Source organism: Roseicyclus sediminis, from assembly GCF_025515305.1.
In the GTDB taxonomy this organism is placed as follows: domain Bacteria; phylum Pseudomonadota; class Alphaproteobacteria; order Rhodobacterales; family Rhodobacteraceae; genus Roseibacterium; species Roseibacterium sediminis.
On record NZ_JAOPHT010000010.1, the window covers coordinates 44923 to 61494 of the forward strand.

18 protein-coding genes are annotated in these 16572 nt (G+C 67.8%); 3 read left to right on the plus strand and 15 right to left on the minus strand.

Translation table 11 applies throughout. The features are described 5' to 3' along the window. Positions 1 to 11 precede the first annotated feature (11 nt). Together N8I71_RS13255 and N8I71_RS13260 are read right to left on the minus strand one after the other, a co-directional pair. Positions 12 to 461 carry a GNAT family N-acetyltransferase gene (locus N8I71_RS13255; RefSeq protein WP_262878481.1) on the minus strand — a complete coding sequence of 150 codons (450 nt, stop codon included), beginning with the start codon at positions 459 to 461 and terminating at the stop codon, positions 12 to 14. A gap of 158 nt (positions 462 to 619) precedes the next feature. Next, the gene (locus N8I71_RS13260; RefSeq protein WP_262878482.1) at positions 620 to 1459 is read right to left on the minus strand and encodes an AAA family ATPase; all 840 of its coding nucleotides are present in this window, start codon (positions 1457 to 1459) and stop codon (positions 620 to 622) included. Between the two features lie 268 nt (positions 1460 to 1727). On the opposite strand from N8I71_RS13260, the gene dksA reads away from it, so the two are divergent. Together dksA and N8I71_RS13270 are read left to right on the plus strand one after the other, a co-directional pair. Then, positions 1728 to 2150 (plus strand): RNA polymerase-binding protein DksA, encoded by a 423-nt coding sequence (gene dksA / locus N8I71_RS13265; RefSeq protein WP_262878483.1) that lies wholly within the window; start codon positions 1728 to 1730, stop codon positions 2148 to 2150. A 79-nt stretch (positions 2151 to 2229) separates the two neighbouring features. Beyond that, positions 2230 to 3396: an FAD-dependent oxidoreductase gene (locus N8I71_RS13270; RefSeq protein ID WP_262878484.1), complete on the plus strand. Its 1167-nt coding sequence runs from the start codon at positions 2230 to 2232 to the stop codon at positions 3394 to 3396. 165 nt (positions 3397 to 3561) lie between these two features. On the opposite strand, the gene N8I71_RS13275 is transcribed toward N8I71_RS13270, so the two are convergent. From N8I71_RS13275 to N8I71_RS13300, 6 genes are all read right to left on the minus strand, one after another. Then, a complete protein-coding gene (locus N8I71_RS13275; RefSeq protein ID WP_262878485.1) occupies positions 3562 to 4302 on the minus strand; it encodes a proteasome-type protease in 741 nt (246 codons plus the stop codon). 39 nt (positions 4303 to 4341) lie between these two features. Further along, on the minus strand, positions 4342 to 5145 hold the full coding sequence (locus N8I71_RS13280) for a transglutaminase family protein (RefSeq protein ID WP_262878486.1): 804 nt from the start codon (positions 5143 to 5145) through the stop codon (positions 4342 to 4344). 9 nt (positions 5146 to 5154) lie between these two features. Continuing rightward, positions 5155 to 6096 carry an alpha-E domain-containing protein gene (locus tag N8I71_RS13285; protein ID WP_262878487.1) on the minus strand — a complete coding sequence of 314 codons (942 nt, stop codon included), beginning with the start codon at positions 6094 to 6096 and terminating at the stop codon, positions 5155 to 5157. Positions 6097 to 6100: 4 nt separating this feature from the next. Continuing rightward, positions 6101 to 7528, minus strand: a complete 1428-nt coding sequence (locus tag N8I71_RS13290; protein WP_262878488.1) for a circularly permuted type 2 ATP-grasp protein — start codon at positions 7526 to 7528, stop codon at positions 6101 to 6103. A gap of 112 nt (positions 7529 to 7640) precedes the next feature. Beyond that, a complete protein-coding gene (gene dtd / locus N8I71_RS13295) occupies positions 7641 to 8084 on the minus strand; it encodes a D-aminoacyl-tRNA deacylase (protein WP_262878489.1) in 444 nt (147 codons plus the stop codon). Further along, positions 8081 to 9010, minus strand: a complete 930-nt coding sequence (locus N8I71_RS13300) for a carbohydrate kinase family protein (RefSeq protein ID WP_262878490.1) — start codon at positions 9008 to 9010, stop codon at positions 8081 to 8083. The genes dtd and N8I71_RS13300 overlap by 4 nt, the downstream gene beginning before the upstream one ends. A gap of 140 nt (positions 9011 to 9150) precedes the next feature. Between N8I71_RS13300 and N8I71_RS13305 the strand changes: the two genes are divergently transcribed. After that, complete coding sequence (locus N8I71_RS13305) at positions 9151 to 9570, plus strand: Hsp20/alpha crystallin family protein (RefSeq protein WP_262878491.1); 420 nt, start codon at positions 9151 to 9153, stop codon at positions 9568 to 9570. A gap of 9 nt (positions 9571 to 9579) precedes the next feature. Here N8I71_RS13305 and N8I71_RS13310 read toward each other — a convergent pair whose 3' ends face one another. From N8I71_RS13310 to N8I71_RS13340, 7 genes are all read right to left on the minus strand, one after another. Continuing rightward, a complete protein-coding gene (locus N8I71_RS13310) occupies positions 9580 to 10788 on the minus strand; it encodes a TFIIB-type zinc finger domain-containing protein (RefSeq protein WP_262878492.1) in 1209 nt (402 codons plus the stop codon). A 91-nt stretch (positions 10789 to 10879) separates the two neighbouring features. Beyond that, entirely contained in the window at positions 10880 to 11473 is a 594-nt protein-coding gene (locus N8I71_RS13315) for a cytochrome B (RefSeq protein ID WP_262878493.1), read from the minus strand. Between the two features lie 85 nt (positions 11474 to 11558). Then, the gene (locus N8I71_RS13320) at positions 11559 to 11918 is read right to left on the minus strand and encodes a hypothetical protein (protein WP_262878494.1); all 360 of its coding nucleotides are present in this window, start codon (positions 11916 to 11918) and stop codon (positions 11559 to 11561) included. Between the two features lie 15 nt (positions 11919 to 11933). Further along, positions 11934 to 13064 carry an SPFH domain-containing protein gene (locus N8I71_RS13325; RefSeq protein ID WP_262878495.1) on the minus strand — a complete coding sequence of 377 codons (1131 nt, stop codon included), beginning with the start codon at positions 13062 to 13064 and terminating at the stop codon, positions 11934 to 11936. Positions 13065 to 13262: 198 nt separating this feature from the next. Then, on the minus strand, positions 13263 to 14222 hold the full coding sequence (locus N8I71_RS13330; protein ID WP_262878496.1) for a DUF2927 domain-containing protein: 960 nt from the start codon (positions 14220 to 14222) through the stop codon (positions 13263 to 13265). A 17-nt stretch (positions 14223 to 14239) separates the two neighbouring features. Next, positions 14240 to 15439, minus strand: coding sequence for a toxic anion resistance protein (locus N8I71_RS13335; RefSeq protein WP_262878497.1), 1200 nt, complete (start codon positions 15437 to 15439; stop codon positions 14240 to 14242). Positions 15440 to 15449: 10 nt separating this feature from the next. Continuing rightward, positions 15450 to 16367: a 5-bromo-4-chloroindolyl phosphate hydrolysis family protein gene (locus N8I71_RS13340; RefSeq protein ID WP_262878498.1), complete on the minus strand. Its 918-nt coding sequence runs from the start codon at positions 16365 to 16367 to the stop codon at positions 15450 to 15452. Positions 16368 to 16572: the final 205 nt, after the last annotated feature.

Sequence of the window (16572 nt, forward strand, 5' to 3'; positions counted from 1 at the left end):
GGACAAGGCGGTCAGCTCCGGCTGTATTTCATGAAGTCGGTGGCCACCGCGATCCGGTCGTAGAGCCGCCGCGCGGTCGCGTTCCCGGTCTGGGTCATCCAGTAGACGTTGGGCCGCCCGGCCCGGTCGGCGTCGGCATAGACCGTCTCGATCAGGGCGCGGCCAAGTCCACGCCCCCGCGTGTCGGGATCGGCATAGAGGTCCTGCAGGTAGGTGACCGGCGCTTCCTGCCAGCCATGGGAATGGACGATGACATGGACGAGGCCCACGGCCCGCCCGGCATGACGGGCGATCCATGCCAGCATGTCGGTCCGCGCCGGATCCGTGTAGCGCGCGAAGGTCGTGTCGAAGACATGGGCCGGACGTTCGGCCCCGTAGAAGGCGAGATAGGCCCGCCACAGGCGGTCCCAATCCGCGCGATCCCCGGACTCCAGGGGTCTGATCTCGATGCCGTCCGTCACGTCAGAACCTGCCCGGGCTTGTCGCCCTTGTCGTTGTCTCGCTCGTGCCTGTGCCGGCACTTATCGGGCCAATGTGGCACCAATCGGTGAACAAGACAGCAATTTCCCGCCGCGTCCCGCACAGATTTGCGGCGGGGTGTGGCGGCTGTGTCCCCGCCTCAGCGCTGCCGCCGTGCCATGAACGCGAGCCGCTCGAACAGCGCCACGTCCTGCTCGTTCTTCAGCAGCGCGCCATGCAGCTTCGGCAGCGCCGAGGCGCCGTCGCGGCGCAGGTCCTCGGGCGAGAGGTCCTCGGCGAGCAGAAGCTTCAGCCAGTCGAGCACCTCCGAGGTCGAGGGCTTCTTCTTCAGGCCCTGCTGGTCGCGGATCTCGTAGAACTGCGTCAGCGCCGTGGTCAGAAGCTGCCCCTTCAGCCCCGGGAAATGCACCTCCACGATCCGCTGCATGGTCTCCATGTCGGGGAAGCGGATGAAGTGGAAGAAACAGCGGCGCAGGAAGGCGTCCGGCAGTTCCTTCTCGTTGTTCGAGGTGATGATGACGATGGGCCGCGTTCGCGCCCGGATCGTCTCGCCGGTCTCGTAGACGAAGAATTCCATCCGGTCGAGTTCCTGCAACAGGTCGTTGGGAAACTCGATATCGGCCTTGTCGATCTCGTCGATCAGCAGGACGGTTTTGCCCTGCGCCTCGAAGGCCTGCCAGAGTTTGCCTTTGCGGATGTAGTTGCGGACGTCGTGCACGCGCTCGTCACCGAGCTGGCTGTCGCGCAGCCGGCTGACCGCGTCGTATTCGTAAAGCCCCTGCTGGGCGCGGGTCGTGGACTTGATGTGCCACTCGATGATCGGCAGCCCGAGCGAGGCCGCGACCTGGCGCGCGAGCTCGGTCTTGCCGGTCCCGGGCTCCCCCTTCACCAGAAGCGGGCGCTCCAGCGTCACGGCGGCATTGACCGCGACGGTCAGGTCCTCGGTGGCGACGTAGTCGGCGGTGCCTTCGAAGCGCATGGGCGGCCCCTCATCTCTCGGTCCCTCGTTCCTGCGACCTAGGCGGAGGGCGCGTCGGAGTCCAGCGCGCGGACGGTCCTCGCTGGTGCAAGCCGCGCACCCTCTGCCTCATTTTGCGCAGGCCCGCCCCGGGCGCGATGAGAATCCATGCGCTTCTCCCACAAGGGTGGTGACAATCGGGGTCCGGTCTTGTAATCGGGCCGCGGTGGCCGGAGGGGATTTCATGACAGACCCATTTCTTGATACCGGCTCCGCAGAGGGGAGCACCATGAAAGCCGAAGTCTTTCTGCCTGAAGACTACCGTCCCGCCGAGGACGAACCGTTCATGAACGAGCGTCAGCTCGAATACTTCCGCCGCAAGCTTCTGACCTGGAAGAATGATCTCCTGGAGGAGAGCCGCCTGACGGTCGAGACGCTGCAGGACGGCACGCGGAACATTCCCGACGTCGCCGACCGGGCCAGCGAGGAGACGGACCGCGCGCTCGAACTCAGGACCCGCGATCGCCAGCGCAAGCTCATCGCCAAGATCGACAGCGCGCTGCGGCGGATCGAGGAAGGCGAATACGGCTATTGCGAGGTGACCGGCGAGCCGATCTCGCTCAAGCGTCTCGACGCGCGCCCCATCGCCACGATGAGCCTCGAGGCGCAGGAGCGTCACGAGCGGCGCGAGAAGGTCCACCGCGACGACTGAGGTCGGGGCCGAACGGCGATGAAGACCAAGGGGCGCCCCGCCGGGGCGCCTTTGCTTTTCGGGGGCGACGGAGGGCGGCATGCTTCTGGGACAACGGGTGACGGTCATTGGCGGCGGCATTGCCGGCCTCGCGGCGGCTCTGGCTGCGGCGCTCCGCGGGGCCGAGGTCACCTTGCTGGAACAGGCCCCGGGGATCACCGAGGTCGGCGCAGGCATTCAAGTCAGTCCCAATGGCTGGGCCGTCCTGAAGGCGCTGGGCCTCGCCGAAGACATCGCGGCGAAGGCGCCGCGGTCGCGGGCGGTGCGGCTGCGCGACTTCCGGCGCGGCGCCGAGGTCTTCTCCTTCCCGCTCACCCGTGAGGACCGGCCCTGGCACTTCGTCCACCGCGCCGATCTTGTCGATACGCTGGCCGATGCCGCGCGCGCGGCGGGCGTGCGCCTGCGCCTGGGAACCCGTGTCGAGACCGTGGCCATCGATGGCGACGAGACCAGCCTCACCCTCGCGGACGGCACCGTGGAGACCCACGGCCTGACCCTTGCCGCCGACGGTCTGTCCTCGCCGGCCCGCACCGCGCTGAACGCGAGGTCCAGGCCCTATTTCACCGGCCAGGTCGCCTGGCGCGCGACGCTTCCCGATGACGGCAGCCTGCCGGCCGAGGCGCATGTCTTCATGGGCCCCGGCCGCCATCTCGTGCGCTATCCGTTGCGCCAGGGGCGGCTCGTGAACATCGTCGCGGTCGAGGAACGCGACGACTGGGCCGCGGAGGGCTGGCACCACACCGACGATCCCGCGAACCTCGCCCGCGCCTTCGCCGATTTCTGCCCCGAGGTGCGCGACCTCCTCGCGCGCGTCGGGACGGCGCATCTCTGGGGCCTCTTCCGCCATCCAGTGGCACCGGTCTGGACCGGCGGGCGCCTTGCGCTTCTGGGCGATGCCGCGCACCCGACGCTGCCGTTTCTCGCGCAGGGCGCCAACATGGCGCTGGAGGATGCCTGGGTCCTGGTCCGCTGCCTCGCCGAGGATACGGACACCGCCGCGGCGCTCGCCGCCTATGCCGCGCTCCGCCGCCCCCGCTGCGCCCGGATCGTGCAGGCCGCCGAAGACAACGCGACCGCCTATCACCTGCGGCCGGGTCCGCTGCGTTTCGCCGCCCATTCCGCGCTCCGCCTCGCGGCCCGCACCGCGCCGCACCTCGTCACGGCCCGTTTCGAATGGGTGCACGGCCACGACGTGACGAAGTCCTGACGCTTCATCTTTCCTCAAATACGCCCGGGGGAGCGCGAGGGGGGCGAAGCCCCTCTCGCAAAGAACAGTGGAGCGCGAGGGGGGCGAAGCCCCTCTCGCAAAGAGCAATGGAGCGCGAGGGGGGCGAAGCCCCTCTCGCGCGGGTCGCCCGAAGGGCGAAACTCCTCAGCCGAGCGAATAGGGAGGCATCTGCCGGAAGGCTTCCTTCAGGGCCTCGCCCCAGCCCGAGGAGATCGTTTCGAAATAGACGTCGTCGCGCTCGATCCGGCGCAGCGCGCCGGTCCGGAAGCTGTCTGCCTGGTAGAGGTGCAGGTCGAGTGGCAGGCCCACCGAGAGGTTCGCCTTGATCGTCGAATCGAAGCTCAGCATCAGGAGCTTGACCGCCTCCTCGAAGCTCATGTCGGCGTCGTAGGCGCGTATCAGGATGGGCTTGCCGTATTTCGTCTCGCCGATCTGGAAGAAGGGCGTGTCCGCACTCGCCTCGACGAAATTGCCCTCGGGGTAGATCATGAAAAGCCGCGGCTCGCCGCCGCGCACCTGGCCGCCGAGGATCAGCGTCGCCGAGAACGGGCTGTCGGCCTGCGGCCCGTCGAGGCCCGATTGCTGCGCGATCACCTCGCGCAGGGTCTCTCCCACCAGCCGCGCCACCTGGAACATGGACGGCGCCTCGAGGATCGAGGGCGCGCCGCGCTCATCGGCCGGTTTGGCCCGCTCGCTCAGCAGGCTCACGACGGCCTGCGTCGTGGCGAGGTTGCCCGCCGTCATCAGCGTGATCGAGCGTTCGCCCTCGGTCTGCCAGAGGAACATCTTGCGGAACACGCTGATGTTGTCGACGCCCGCATTCGTGCGGGTATCAGACATGAACACCAGTCCGCGGTTGAGCTTCAGCCCCACGCAATAGGTCATCGCCGCCTGTTCCTGCCCCTTGCCCCTCGCCTCGAAGAGCTACTGCTGCTGCACCTGGATGTCGATGCTCAGTGCCTCGCCACCATGCCCGAACCTGAGCCCCGAGACAGGCGCCGCCTCGCGGTAGTCGAGCCCCGTGGCGACCCGGACATAGCGCGCGTCGGGCGAGATTCCGTTCGACACGTCGAAGCCGACCCAACCGATTCCCTCGACATGCGCCTCGGCCCAGGCGTGGCTCGCATCCTGGTGCACGCGGTCGTTCATCATCAGGTAGCCCGAGACGTAGCGCGCGGGGTAGCCCATGGACCGCGCCGCGGCGAGGAAGATGTGGGCATGGTCCTGGCACACGCCGCAGCCATGTTCGATCGCCTCTTCCGCGGTGGTGTCGGAATTGGTCGTCCCGATCTCGTAGGGGATTTCGTCGAGGATGCGCCGGATCAGGGCATGCAGGCGCGGGATGTCCTCGTCGTGTTCCTCGCGCAGGCCCTTGGCGAGGCGCCGCACATTGGGGCCTGCGCGCGTCAGTTCGGTCGAGCGCCCGAACAGCCAGAGCGGCGCGAAACCGGCATGCTTGCCGATCACGCCATGCAGGTCCGCCGTCTCCACCTCGCCCTCGCAATGCACCACGATGGAGGTCGCGCCCGGATCGAAGGAGAGCAGCGAGACGCGGTTCTGGTGGTGGTCGTTGAACTGCAACTGTTCCACGCCGCCCTCGATGTCCATCTTCCATTCGACCACGGCCTGTCCCGCACGGCTTTTCGGGATCAGCCGCAGCTGCTGGAGTCCGTAGGGAACCGGCTGGTCGAAGTGATAGGTCGTTGTGTGCAGGATCTTGAGGCGCATGGGGTGGGTCTATCCGAGGAACCGGTAGTCCTTCTCGATCTGTTGGCCCAGTCTGGCGATGTCGGCGAGGAAGTCGATGATGAACTCGTGAAGGCCGTCCTCGAAGACCCGCTCGATCGTCATGGTGTCGAGCCGCGCCTTCAGGACGTCGATCTGGTCGCGGCTGGGCAGGCGGGTTCCGTAGCCGGTTTCGAGATATGCGAGGTTGGTGGCGATCTTCGAAACCGAAAAGCGAAGCGAGCGCGGCATGCGCCCGTCGAAGATCAGGAAATCGGCAATGCCCATCGGGCTCGATTCGCCTTGCGTGATCCAGCGATAGGCGCGCTGCCCCGCGACCGACCGCAGGATCGTCTCCCACTGCACGTTGTCGAGGGAGGATCCGATCTGGCTGATCGAGGGGAGGAGCACGTAGTATTTCACGTCGAGGATGCGCGCGGTGTTGTCGGCGCGTTCGAGGAAGGTACCCAGCCGGCAGAAGTCGAAGATGTCGTTCCTGAGCATCGTGCCGTGCAGCGCGCCGCGCACCAGCGCCGATTGCTGCCGGATCGTGGCCAGCACTTCGGGCAGGTCGCGCGGTCGCACCGGCCGCGCCAGTGTCTCCTTGAGGATCATGTAGGTGTCGTTCACCGCCTCCCAGACCTCGCGGGTCAGGGCGGTGCGCACCAGCCGCGCGTTCTGCCGCGCCGACGCGATCGCGGACAGCACCGAGGAGGAGTTCGTGGTGTCGCGCAGAAGGAAATCGATGGCGCGCGCGGCCTCCACCTCGCCATGGCGCGCCTGGTAGGCACCTGCGACGGCGGCGGTCTGCAGCACGCTGGCCCATTCGTCGTCGGCACCGTCGGGCCGGGTCAGCGCGATGCGGAACCCCGCCTCGACGAGGCGCGCGGTATTCTCGGACCGCTCCAGGTACCGGAACATCCAGAAGAGGCCGCCTGCGGTCTTGCCCAGCATCCGCCTATTCCTCCAGGACCCAGGTGTCCTTGGTGCCGCCGCCCTGGGACGAGTTCACCACCAGCGACCCCTTCTTGAGCGCGACGCGCGTCAGACCGCCGGGCGTGATCGTGCAGCCGTCGGGGCGCACCAGCACGAAGGGACGCAGGTCCACATGGCGTGGCGCCAGCCCCGCCTTCGTCAGGATCGGCACCGTCGACAGCGCGAGCGTCGGCTGCGCGATGTAGTTGCCGGGCCGCGCCTCGAGCTTCTTGCGGAACTCCGCGATTTCCTTCTTCGAGGCGGCGGGGCCGACCAGCATCCCATAGCCGCCCGAGCCGTGCACCTCCTTCACGACGAGCTCGGACAGGTGGTCGAGCACGTAGGCGAGGCTGTCGGCATCCGAACAGCGCCAGGTCGGCACGTTCTGCAAGATCGCCTTCTCGCCGGTGTAGAACTCCACGATCTCGGGCATGTAGCTGTAGATCGCCTTGTCGTCGGCGATGCCCGTGCCCGGCGCGTTCGCGATGGTGATGCCGCCCGAACGGTAGACGTCCATGATCCCCGGCACGCCCAGCATGCTGTTGGGATTGAAGTTCATCGGGTCGAGGAAATCGTCGTCCACCCGGCGGTAGAGGACGTCGATGGGCTTGTAGCCTTGCGTCGTGCGCATCGCGACCTTGCCGTCGACGATCCTGAGGTCGTGGCCCTCCACCAGTTCGACGCCCATCTGGTCGGCGAGGAAGGAATGCTCGAAATAGGCCGAGTTGTGGATGCCCGGCGTCAGCACCGCAACGGTCAGGTCGTTCGAGCAGCGCGGCGGCGCCGAGGCGGCCAGCGAGCGTCGCAGGTTGCGCGGGTAGTCCTGGACGGGCTGCACCTTGATGCGGCTGAAGAGCTCGGGGAACATCTGCAGCATCGTCTCGCGGTTCTCCAGCATGTAGGAGACGCCGGAGGGCGTGCGGGCGTTGTCCTCGAGCACGTAGAACTCGTCCTCGCCGGTCCGCACAAGGTCGATGCCGACGATATGGGTGTAGACCGCGCCCGGAGGCGCCACACCGATCATCTGCGGCAGGAAGGCCTCGTTGCGCGCGATGAGATCCACAGGCACGCGACCGGCGCGCAGGATTTCCTGCCGGTGGTAGATGTCGTGCAGGAAGGCGTTGATCGCGCGCACGCGCTGCTCGATCCCGCGCGTCAGCCGCGCCCATTCCCGGGCCGAAATGATGCGGGGGACGATGTCGAAGGGGATCAGCCGTTCATCGGCCTCGGCCGCGCCGTAGACGTTGAAGGTGATGCCCGTGCGGCGGAAGAAGGTCTCGGCGTCGAGCGACTTCTTGCGCAGCTCCTTCAGGTCCTCACCCGAGAACCAGGAATTGTAGGACGTGTAGGGCTCACGGGCGGTGTCGCCCGCGCCGATCATTTCGTCGAAGAAACCGGGTCGGTTCTGCATGGGATATGTCTCGTCTCTCCCTTCCCGTCATCGCTGCAAAAACCGTGGCAAAGCGCCAGCACGCCGCAGGCAGGAGGTGGCTGCAGGCCGCATGATGCCCAATTATTGTGCATCATGCCTCGGTTTCGAGCCAGATTGTAACCGGCCCGTCGTTCGTCAGCGAGACTTTCATGTCGGCGCCGAATTGTCCCGTCTCGACCGCGGGGCCAAGGGCCGCAAGCGCGCGGGCGAAGTGGAGGTAGAGCCGTTCGCCGGTCTCGGGCGGGGCCGCGGTCGAGAAACCCGGACGGTTGCCGCGTCGCGTGTCGGCGGCGAGCGTGAACTGGCTGACGACCAGCGCGCCGCCCCCGGTGTCGAGGAGCGCGCGGTTCATCTTGCCCGCCTCGTCCTCGAAGATGCGGAGCTTGGCGACCTTCGCGGCAAGCTTCTCCGCCTCGGCCTCGGTGTCGCCCTGCATCGCGCAGACGAGGATCATCAGGCCCGGCCCCGTGCGCCCGATCACCGTGCCGTCCACGGCGACCTCGGCCCCGGTCACGCGCTGGACCAGCGCCCTCATGCCAGTTCGTCGCGCGTCGGCGGGTTGGCCCCGGCGCGCGAGACGGTGACCGCCGCCGCACGCACCCCGAGGTCGAGCGCGGCCCGCAATGCATCCTCGGACAGGCCGGCGCGAAGGGCCTGCTTCGTCAGTGCGCCGCCCTCGTGAAGGCCCGCGAGCAGCCCCGCGTTGAAGGTGTCGCCCGCGCCGACCGTGTCCACGACCTTCGCCTTGGGCGCGGGGTGGTGAAGCGTGCCGCCTGGACCGTAGGCGCTGACGCCATCCGCGCCCCGGGTGACGAGCAGGAGCGCGGGCCCCTTCTCTTGCAGGGCGGCGGCGTTGGCGTCGATATCCGCGCCGCCCATCAGCCATTCGAGATCCTCGTCGGAGACCTTGACGATATCGGCGATCGCGAGGAGCCGATCCATGCGCGCCCTGTAGCGGGCCTCGTCGGCAATGAAACCGGGCCGGATATTGGGGTCGAGCATCACCGGAAGACCCGCGTCCGCGACACGACCCGCCAGGGCGGCATAGGCCTCGGCGCAGGGTTCCACGGCCAGCGAGATGCCCCCGAAGAAACCGGCGGTGCAGGTCTCGGGCAGGGCGGGCAGATCGGCCTCGCCCAGCATCCGTCCCGCGGTGTTCTCGTCGTAGAAGGTGTAGCTTGCATGACCGTCGTGCAGCGTCACGAAGGCCAGCGTCGTCGGCCGCGAGGAGCGTGCGGCCAGCGCGTGGTCCACGCCATTGACCGCAAGGACCCGGCTCAGTCTTTCGCCGAAAAGGTCATCCGAGAGGCCCGAGAAGAACGCCACCGGCGTCTTCAGCCGCGCCAGCGCCACTGCCGTGTTGAAGACGGCGCCGCCGGGATAGGGTGCGAAGGCGCTTTCCCCCTCCTCGGTCTTGCGCGGCAGCATGTCGATCAGGGCTTCTCCGGCGCAAAGTATCATGGCGGTCTCCGTGTGACGTCCCGCCCTTGCTAGCGCCCGTGCGCGTCCGCTTCCAGCGGATTTGACGCACGTCAAGGACGCCTTCCCTTCGATCGTGAAAATCGCGCTGGTCAATCACCCACATGGAGGAGGAGGTTTCCATGGTCGAATCGTCCCACAAGTCCGGTCTCTTTCCCTCGCTCATGGATCCCCTGCGCAGCCTCGGCACGCGGGTCGCCGACTGGTTCGCCCCCGCCTCGGAGGCCTCGGTCAACGGATCGAACTACCGGATCGCGCTGGAGCTGCCGGGCGTGGCGGAGGAGGACATCGACATCCGCGTCCACGACGGCGCGGTCACGGTCTCGGGCGAGAAGACCGCCGAACGCGAGGAAAAGGGCGAGACCTGGTTCTTTTCCGAGCGCGCCTACGGATCGTTCTCGCGGTCGTTCCGCCTGCCGCCGGATGCGGATGCCGGGGCCATCGCGGCCGATCTGAAGGACGGTCTCCTGACGATCACGGTGCCGAAAAAGGCGGAGAAGGCGCCGGAGGGCGCGAAGAAAGTGCAGATCCGAAAAGGTTAGGCGCGAGCCTTACTTGGACACGGTCGGCGCGATCGGGGCGGGGGAGAACCCCGTCCCGAAATCCGTGCCGAAGCCGGTGTCGAACCCGCCCTGGTCCACCAGGTCCAGCCCGTAGATCACCGCGATCCCGACGATGATCGCAACGATCACGGCAATCGCGATCTTGATCGCCGACCAGGGCCGCTCGCCCTGCACCTTGCCGGTCTGCGCGTTCACCACGAAGCGGTAGGGCTTGCCGCGATAGCGGTAGGCGGCCAGCCAGACGGGCAGGAGGATGTGCTTGAAGGTGATGTTGGACACGTCGGTGTCGACGTGGCCGATCTGCTGCGCGTCGCCGCCGATGTCGCGGCGGATGTCGTTGCGGATCGTGGCGTCCATGATCAGGCGCGCCTCGTCCATCCCCTCGTCGAGATCGACGGTGTAGCCCTCGGCGCGAAACCCCGAGAGGTAGTCGGGCCGATATTCCGCCAGTGCGTTCAGCGACCAGGGCGCAAGGCCATCGGTGAACCGCTTTGGCAGCGAGCGCGAGGCCAGCACGAGGACGTCGTCGAAGGCGCGCGCCACGCGGCCGGACACCGGGGTCCAGCGGATGCGCCGCTCGCGCCGCGTCTTTCCGTCCGGCCCGCGCACGGTGACGTAATAGGCGGTGCCGCGCTGCCCGGTATACCGCGTCCGCGTGTCGGCGTCGTAGGTCCAGTAGGGGACGTAGATCCCATCCATCTTGCGGCCCTTGCGGGCATATTCCTGCAAGCCGTTCGGCGCGAACCACAGCCGGCCGAGCCATTTGTTCATGGCCTCGTGCGCCTGCCGCTCGGTCAGGGCGAAGGGCAGGACGGCCTGTGGCTTGACGTGCCGGTGCGTGCCCGTGTCGGTCACGACCGGTGTCGCGCAGAAGGGGCATTCCTGGGCGTGGACGTCGGCCGCGAAAGTGACCTGCGCCCCGCAGGAGGGGCACTGGCTGACCCGGGTTTCCTCCATCTCGGAGGCCGACAGCCGGTCGCGCAGCGCGGTGCGGAAGTCGAGTTCCCGGATCCCGCCCGTGCCGTCGCCCCACGGCCCGGAAGTCTCGCCCGAGGTGATCTCCTCGACGTTGCCGCAATGATCGCAGACGAGTTTTCCCTCGCCGGGTGCAAAGCGCATGTCGGCGCCGCACTGGCTGCAGGGAAACCGGTGCTCGTCCTCGGGCCGGGCGACGTCGAGCGGAGATGTGTCGGTCATCGGGCAGTCTCCTGCGCTCTGCGGTTCCGCGCGCCCCCGTTCTCCCGCGTCCCCGGTCGGTGATCAAGTCCGCGCGCGGCCTTGGCGGCGCTCAGAGCCATCGGTGCAACGCGCGGGGCACCATGATCCTGAGCGCGTTGTCGCCGAGGACGACATGACGCCAGAGGTGAAACCCGGCGTGAAGCGCCACGACACCGCCGAGGGCATAGAACTGGTAGACGTGGAACCAGCTTGCCAGGGCATGTGCGTCGGGCAGGTCGAGGGGCGGCGCGATCGGCAGGAAGCCACCGGCCTTCAGCAGGACCTGGCTCGTCAGTCCCAGGAGGAAGCCGCCGACGGCGACGAGGAACAGGCCCCAGATCAGCGTGCGGTGGAGTATGCCATGCAGGACACGGCCCCAGCGCGGAAGCTTCGGCCCGGGGCGCCCCATCAGCCCCGCGTGCAGGTGCCATGCCGTCCAGATCAGCGCCAGCGTCACGAAGATGAGGCCGTTGACCGAGTGCAGCAGGAACCAGCCCGGCCCCATGGCGCGGATCGCGTCGGGGTCGGCGAAGAGAAACCAGACGAAGAAGGGCAAGAGGCCCCAATGCAGCCATTTGAGGCGTGTGCGCGGGTGCGGCAGGCGCCGCGCGGCATGAGCGCGCGCTTTGGGCGGCTGGGGCGGTGTCGATGCGATCGTGGGCACGGGAAAAGATCCTAGCCACGGGTCTGCGCCCGGCAAGCGGGAGGAACGCGAAGTTGAACACAAGCGCCGGCGATCCCGACAGGGCTCACGCTCCGCGGCACTGCCGCCGGGTCTCCTGCTCCAGCTGCGCCAGCGCGAGGCCGAGGGAGACACCGCCGAGCAGGCCGCCCTCCAGCAGGCGGCGCTGGGCCTGATCCTCGGGCAGGGTCAGCAGGGCGACAAGCTCCGTGAATTCCGCGTCAGACAGCACATCGCGCGCGACGCCGTACTGGCAGGCGCAATAGGCGCGGCTGGTGCCGTCTTCCTGGCAGGCCGCCATGAAGTCCGCGCGCTCGCCCCAGCAGCCCGCCAGCAGGGCGGGGAAGGCCAGCGCCGCCGCGACCCCGCGCCCTTTTCGCGCGATGCGGCGCCGCCCCGCGCTCGGTGACGCTGTGATCCGGGCCATTGCGGTGTCCTGTCCTCAGCCTGCCGGCGGCGGCGGAGGGGGCGGCGGGGGCATGACGGTGAAGAGCTGCGCCAGTTCCATCACGTCCTCGGCCCGTATCCAGCCGTCCTGACCGGCGGTCCAGACATAGGTCTCGCGGGTGAGGCTGCCTTCGCTCGCCATGCGCCCCATGGCGGCCTTTGAGAAGGGGCCCTTCGTGGTCCCGTTCTCGGCGATATGCCAGACATGTTCGACCGGCGGGGGCGGCGGGGCGGCGGCACGCTGGGGCGCGGCGGCCGCGGGGGCGCCCCATGGCCCGGTCTGCGCCATCTGGTTGGCCATCGCCATGCCCATGCCCATGCCAAGGCCCGCGCCCATGCCACCGTCGCCGCCGGGGTTCTCGGCGGCCGCGCGCATCGCCTCGGCGGTCTGGAACTGCTGATACTTGCCGAGATCCCCCACGACCCCCATCGAGGTGCGCCGGTCGAGCGCCTCCTCGACCGCCGGGGGCAGCGAGATGTTCTCGATGTAGAGCTCGGGCAGGGTCAGGCCGTACTGCGCGATCGTTTCGGAAATGCGGGTGGCGACGAGCTGGCCGAAGTCGCCGGTATTCGCCGCCATGTCGAGCACCGGAATGCCGGAGCCAGCGACCACGCGGGAGAACTCCTGCACGATGATGTTGCGGATCTGGAAGGTGATCTCGTCGGTCGTGAACTCGCCGTCGGTGCCCACGATCTCGGTCATGAAGCGGCCGGCGTCGGACACCTTGACGGTGTAGGTGCCGAAGGCGCGGATGCGCGTCGGCCCGAACTCGGGATCGCGCAGCATGACGGGGTTCTTCGTGCCCCACTTCAGGTTGGTGAAGCGGTTGGTGTTGACGAAGTAGATCTCCGACTTGAAGGGCGACTTGAAGCCGTGGTCCCAGTGCTGGAGCGTCGTCAGGATCGGCATGTTGTTGGTCTCGAGCATGTAGAGACCGGGGGTGAAGATATCGGCGAGCTGGCCCTCGTGGATGAAGACCGCCGTCTGCCCCTCGCGGACCGTGAGCTTGGCGCCGTACTTGATCTCGTGACCATGCCGCTCGAAGCGCCAGACCATCGTGTCGCGGGTGTCGTCGGTCCACTCGATGACGTCGATGAACTGGCCGGACAGGAAGTTGAAGACCATGGGCGTGCCTCTTCGGGAAATCGTGACCTGATCGAAAGGATAGGGGTTTTGTCGGACCCGCGCTAGAGCGGGACACGGCGAAGCGCGGCAAGGGCGGGCGCGTCGCCGGCCGGCGAGGCCGCCGAAACACGCGGGAGCCCTGTCGCCGCGGGCGCCGTCGCTGCGAGCATCGGGACGAGCGGCACGGACACCGCCATGTCAGGATCCTCCGCCAAGCAGCTCCTGCGCAATCTGCCGGACGATCGGCCGTGCCTCGTCGGGGCGCATGCCGGGGGCAAGCCTTCGGTCGTAGAGAATGCGCAGGAGAAGTTCGTCGTGCCGCGTCAGCAGCGCGAATTCCTCGTCGTCGTTGAAGATCGAGGGCCGCGCGGCGGGGCTGTCGTTGGGCAGGCCGAGGCCCTGCGCGATCTCCTCGTGGACACAGGACCGGCGCAGGAGCGGGGGGTGCTCGTCGCGGATGATGGCGATGGCGGCGACATAGTTCGACCCGCCGCCGCCCTGCGAGAAGGCGTAGACCGAGCAGAAGGTGAACCGCGGCAGGCGCTCGATCTCGGCCACCGTTTCCGGGCTGATCCCGGGCACCAGGTCGCGCACGAGGCCTCCGACCTCCTGCTGTGCGTCCCGGCCGACGTAGAGGACGTGGAAGTTGCCGTCCGAAGCGACGGTGCGGATCGGGTGTCCGCTGACGCGGGAGAGGCGGGCGGCATAGGCGCTGAGCTCGGCCCGGTCGATGGCCTGCTGGGCCTCGCCGACGAGCGGACCGAAATGCGCCTGGAGCCGGACCGGCTGGGCCCAGCGCCGCAACCGCGACGGCGTTTCCTGCGCGACGAAGCGTCCGCCCGAAAGCGTGTATTCGTCATAGAGCGCGATACGCTCGAAGTTCTCGGTCAGCTGGCGTGCCCCGAAAGGCGCGTCCGCCGGTGTGAAATCGGTCCGGAGAAGCCCGTCCGATCTCAGCCGAGCCTCCACGGAACGGTAGTAGCGCGCGAAACTCTGGGCTTCGGCCGAGGGCGCGAGGATTTCGGGCATCTCCTCGGGCGCCTGCGCCGTCGGCGACGGTGTCGGTGTCGTCACGCAGCCCGCGAGAAGCATCAGGGCGACGAGCCCCGCCCCGAGACGGGGCAGGGCATTTCGTTGGCCTTCCGGCGAAGAGGTCATTCCGGGCCCATTCGGTGTCACGGATTGCCGGGTGCGGGCGGAGGTCCGCCTGCGGCGTCGTCCGAGGAGGCCCGCGCGGAGGCCGAGGCGAGCGTGTCGCGCAACTCGGCTTCCATCTTCTGCATTTCGACCTCGGCATCGGCGCGGCGCCGCTTGCCCTCGTCGGCGATCTGCAGGCTTTCCTCGATCGTGGCGATCAGTTCGGCGTTGGCCTTCTTCACGGCCTCGATGTCGAAGACGCCGCGCTCCATTTCCTCGCGGACCATGCGGTTCGATTCGCGCAGGTTCTCGGCGTTCTGGGTCAGAAGCTCGTTCGTCAGGTCGGTCGCTTCGCGCACCGCCTTCGCGGCCTCGGTCGAGCGCTGGATCGTCACCGCCTGCGCCAGCTGCGTCTCCCACAGGGGCACGGTGTTCACGAGCGTCGAGTTGATCTTGGTGACCAGCGACTTGTCGTTCTCCTGCACCAGCCGGATCGACGGAAGCGACTGCATCGTGACCTGGCGCGTCAGCTTCAGGTCATGGACCCTGCGTTCGAGGTCGTCGCGCGCGGCGCGCAGGTCGCGCAATTCCTGCGCCTTGATGACCTGGTCGTTCTCGGGCGCCGCGTTTACCTCGGCCTCCTTGGCCGGGATGGTCTGCGTGTCGAGTTCCTCGAGCTTGGCCTCGCCGGCGGCAATGTAGAGCGCCAGTTCGTCGTAGAAGTCGAGCGTCTTCTCGTAGAGCTTGTCGAGGGACTTGATGTCCTTCATCAGCGTGTGTTCGTGCTTGAGCAGGTTGTCCGTGATCCTGTCGATCTGGTCCTGCACTTCCTCGTATTTGGCGATGAAGTCATGAAGCGGCCTGGCCCGCCCGAACAGGCGTTCCCACCAGCTGCGCTTGCGGTTGGGGTCGAGCTCGTCGACCGAGAAGCCGCGGATGGTGCCGACGATCTCGCGCAGCGAGTTGCCCGCCGGGCCCACGTCCTTGTTCTTCACGCCCTCGAGCATGGCCTGCGAGATCTGCTGCAGCTCGGCCTGCGCGGCGGAACCGAAGGTCACGATCGAGTTCGTGTCGTGCATGTCGATCTCGGCCATGCGGCGGTTGATCTGCTCGGCCGTCGGCGCATCGGCCTCGGGCAGCGGCACCAGGTCGGCCGAGGGCTCGGGCAGAACGACGGCGTTCAACTCGTCGACCAGCTTGGCGACCTCCTCGGCCTCTTCGCGGATTTGCGTGCTCATGAACGTGTCCTCATTCCTCTATATGCAGGTTTTCCCGGTTAAGCCGCTCCCTCAGGACCTCGATCTCGATGTCGAGGTTGGACCTGTCGTCGGTAAGCATCGCACGGGTGCGCTTGGCGAAGTTGTCTTCCAGGTCGTCGAGAAAGGCGATGTAGTCGGCGCGGATCTGCGGCTCGCGGTTGCGGGCGTAGAGATCGGCGAACTGCACCGTCGCGTCGCGCGCACCCTGCAGGTAGACGCCGAGATAGCGGCGCGCGGAACTGAGGTCGCGGGGATCGGCCTCCACCTGGCGGAACATCTGGCGGACCGTATCCTCGAAACGGTCGACCCGCCCTTCGAGCTGGCGGTCGCGGGCGCGGCGGATGGCGTCCGACATCTCCGACAGAACGCGCTCGGCCTCCTCGATCTTGCGGGCGATGCGGTCCGTCTGGTGCCGGTCGACACCCTCCAGCCCCTTGTCCTTCATGGGGTCGAGCCCGAAGGAGACGAGGTGCAGGCCCGCGGCGATCACGCCGATCACGATGGCCGTAGCGGGGTTCCAGTTGCCGCCGAAGACGAGAAGCCCGGTGCCGAGCCCCGTGGCGACCGACCCGAACAGCTTGCGCGGGATCGCCGGGCGGCGCGCGACCTTGCGCTCGTCGAAGGCATCCTCGGCCCTGACCCCGTCGCGCGTCAGCCAGGCGCCGAGAAAGAGCGCGGCGACGCCGGAGAGATCGGCGGCCAGCGCCGAGACCTGACCGTTGATCAGCGCGGACGCCAACGCGATCAGCGGCAGGACGAACAGCATGTTGATCTTGGCGCCGTGGCGCATCGGCTTGCGGCCGCGGAAGCTGGGCACTTCCAGCCGCTCGGCCGTCACGGTCTGACGCGGCGCGCCGGTGTCGCGCTGGCCTGTCGGGCTGTGCTCGCCGCCATAGCGTTTCGACATGGTCAGAGGACTCCGAATCCACCGAATGCGGCCATCAGGATGATGACACTGAGCGCGAAAAAGGCGACGCCCTGAAGGAAACTGGAGTTCATGTCATCTCCGACCGATCACACATTACCTTTTCCGGCACGATAGGCAGGTTCCGCCGCAAAAACCAGACATCGGCGCGGGCAGGGCCGGATTCCCGCCGCCCTCTTCCGAGGTG